At 77.5% G+C, this 3,031-nt stretch carries 3 protein-coding genes; all 3 read right to left on the bottom strand.

The features are described 5' to 3' along the window. Window positions 1-1,339, bottom strand: a 1,339-nt coding sequence (locus GTR02_RS21010; protein ID WP_420814759.1) for a DUF2201 family putative metallopeptidase, incomplete at its 3' end; no start/stop codon positions are given. After that, window positions 1,336-2,472, bottom strand: coding sequence for an AAA family ATPase (locus GTR02_RS21005; protein ID WP_166609420.1), 1,137 nt, complete (start codon window positions 2,470-2,472; stop codon window positions 1,336-1,338). The genes GTR02_RS21005 and GTR02_RS21010, both read right to left, overlap by 4 nt. Beyond that, on the bottom strand, window positions 2,469-3,031 hold a 563-nt coding region (locus GTR02_RS21000; protein WP_166609419.1), incomplete at its 5' end, for a hypothetical protein. The genes GTR02_RS21000 and GTR02_RS21005, both read right to left, overlap by 4 nt.

Here is a 3,031-nt window from a genome sequence, read left to right as displayed (position 1 = left end):
ACGGGGGAGCGGCCCGGGCGGGGCCGCGGTCGGTGGCGACCGTGAGGGTCGCGGCCGCCCGCTGCTCGCCCGTGGTGACGACGACGAGGTACGACCCGTCGGGGAGCGTCCGCGTGACGTCGACGGTGACGACGTGGGGGCTCGCGACCGTCAGTCGCCCCAGGGCCCCGGCGACCGGGGTGAGTCCCGCCGCCGGGTCGAGGAGCTCCGCGGTGCTGGACGCGTCGAAGGTGACGTCGTCGCCGACCCCGGCCAGCGGCACGGGCGCCGCGTGCCCGCCGGGCAGGCGGTCGGGGCTGAGGCCGAGGTGCGCGACGCCGACCCCGAAGGCCGCCTGCACGACCTCGGGGCCCGTGCGCACGCGGATCAGGTGCGTGCCGTCGGGAACCCCGGTCAGCCGCAAGGTCAGGTACGTGGCGCTGACGACGTCGACGTCGGTCACGGCCCCGAGGTCGCGGCCGTCGGCGTCCAGCAGCTCGACGGTGGAGGCGGCGGAGAACCGCGTGCCCCGGCCCGCGACGACGACCTTCTCCCGGGCGGATCGCTCGCGGGGCAGGTGGTCCGGGCGCAGGACGATCGTCGGTGCGGTCACCGTGAGGACGGCGCTCGCGCTCGCCGCCCCGGACGTGACCTCCACGACGTGGTCCCCGGGCGGGAGCCGCGTCCCCAGCGCGAAGGACGCCGTGCGCGCGTCGTGCACCACCGCACCGTCGAGGGGGGACCCGTCGACCGTCACCGTCACCGCGTCGGTGAGGAACGCCTCGCGCGTGTGCGCCAGGACCCGCACGGGAAACCCGTGGTCGTGCGCCAGCGTCCCGGGCAGCAGCAGCACCGCGGGGGTCGGCGCGACCACCCGCCGGCCCGCGGGGCTCGCGAGGAGCAGCCGGTAGATCTGCTCGGCCGTCATCCCCGACGCCGCGCCGGGGACGCGTTCCGGGAACCACGCCTTGATCGCGGGCAGCCGGACCCCGGCGGCGCGCAGGTCGTCGTTGACGGCGCAGTCCCCGGCCTGGTTGAACAGCGCGTGCCGCTCCTGCGGTTCGGCGAGGGCGTCGAAGCGCTCGTGGTGGCGGCGCAGCGGGTGCGCCACCTCGTGCAGCCAGACCCCGACGACCTCGGCCACGTCGAGGGTCAGGAGGAACTCGGGGTTGTAGTACATCCGCCACCGCGGGTCGACGCCGACGGTGGGGATCGCGGTCGTGGGCACGGCCTTCACGGCGTACAGCGCGTCGCTGAGGTACGGCATGAGCTCGCCCGCCCGGGCCCGCCCCGCCGCCAGGCGCAGCGCGGCCTGCTCCTCGACGTGCTGCCGGACGGGCTGCGGCGCAGGCGGAGTCACGTGCCGCGCGTCAGCAGGCCGAGTTCGGTGAGGATCGGGCCGATGGAGGCCACCACCTCCGGCGTGGGCATGGCGCCGCTGGGCCGGTCCTGCGCCCACCGCCGCCCGTAGGAGAACGCGATGTCGGCGCTCCCGGCGTCGGCGATCTTCGCGAGCACCCGGCCGCACGCGGTCCACCGCTCGACGGTCGTGTGCGCGGCCGTCGCGGACCACACCGACGCCGCGACGGCGTAGGTCTTGTCGGTGCGCCGCGGGTCCACGACGTAGGCGTCCGGGTCGCGCAGCAGGTCCTCGGGGTCCGGCAGGTCGAGGTCGCGGACGTAGGCGAGGAACGTCCCCGCGGCCGCGACGCCGACGGTCCCGGCCACGAGCAGGGTGACGACGGTGCTGGTGGCTCCCGCGGCCTGCGCGTGGGCGAGCAGCCGGGCCGCCATGTCCCACGAGCGCGGGGTCGGGAACGCGCGGCCGGCCTCCTCCGAGGACGACGGCAGCCGCGTGACCAGTTCGGGCTTGGACCCCAGGAACACCCCGACGAGCGTCGTGACCCGCTCCAGCCGGGCCGCGACCTCGGCGTCGTCGGTGACCGGCACGCGGACGGCGGGCCAGCCGCTCGTGAACCCCTCGCGCACCGTCTCGGCGTCCAGGCTCCACGCGAGGTGCAGGAACCGGTTCGCCACCGGCGGCGCCAGGTCCCACCCGTCGGCCGCGACGTCGGGCGGGTTCGCGGCCGCGACCGTGCGCACCTGCGGCGGCAGCCGCAGGTCGCCCACGACGCCCTCGAGGATGGGGCGCAGGAGCGCGGCCTGCGTGGCGGGCGGTGCCGTGGACACCTCGTCGTAGAACTGGATGCCCGCGCGGCCGTCGCGCTCGACCGCGTCGCGCAGCCGCACCGCCCACGACGGCGGCGCGAGCGACGCCGTGCCCGAGCCGGCGTCCACGACGGGCAGGCCCGCGAAGTCGCTCGGCTCGCGGATGGAGGCGATCACCGTCTCCAGGTGCGCCCCCATGCCGTCGGCGAGCTCGCGCACGACCGACGACTTGCCCTGGCCGGGCGGCCCCCACAGGACCACCGGGACGTTGGCGAGCAGCGCGATGCCGAGCGCGTCGCAGGTGTCGGTGTGCTGCTGGCTCACCACCCCACTGTGCCCTGCAGCGCCCCGAGCAGCGCGATGCGGTCCGCGGTGAGGGTGCCGGCCTCCCACGCGGCGGCGACGTCGGCCGCGCTCAGCCCGACGCCCGCGGCGCGCAGCACCAGCCGCAGGTCGAGGTCCCCGCCGGGCGGGTGCGCCCGGAGGAAGCCGGTCAGGTCCGCGTGCACGAGGGCGAACGCCAGGACGTCCTCGGGGTCCAGGTCCACGCCGTGCCCGCGCAGCAGCGCCGCGGCGCGCAGCCGGGCGGCCGTGTCGGTGAGCGGCACCGGGGCGCCGTCGAGGGAGACCAGGCGGACCGTCGCCCCGATCGCCGCGACCTCCGCGCGCGCGCCCACGCCCGGCAGCACCAGGTGGCGGTGCAGCGTGACCGCGACGTCCGGCCAGTCGAACGGCGGCTGCTCCGGCCCGGGCGACGGCGCCCGTGCGGAGCGGCTGTGCGTGAGGGTCAGCGGGCCGCCGTCGGGACGGCCGGGCCGCCGGGCGCGCCAGCGGCGCCACACGACGTCGGGCAGGCCGCCGTGCGGCAGCGGGCGGGCGGGCG

Origin of the sequence: Kineococcus siccus, from assembly GCF_009906795.1 — a bacterium.
Taxonomy (GTDB): Bacteria; Actinomycetota; Actinomycetes; order Actinomycetales; family Kineococcaceae; genus Kineococcus; species Kineococcus siccus.
This window is presented reverse-complemented; position numbering and strand designations above follow the sequence as displayed.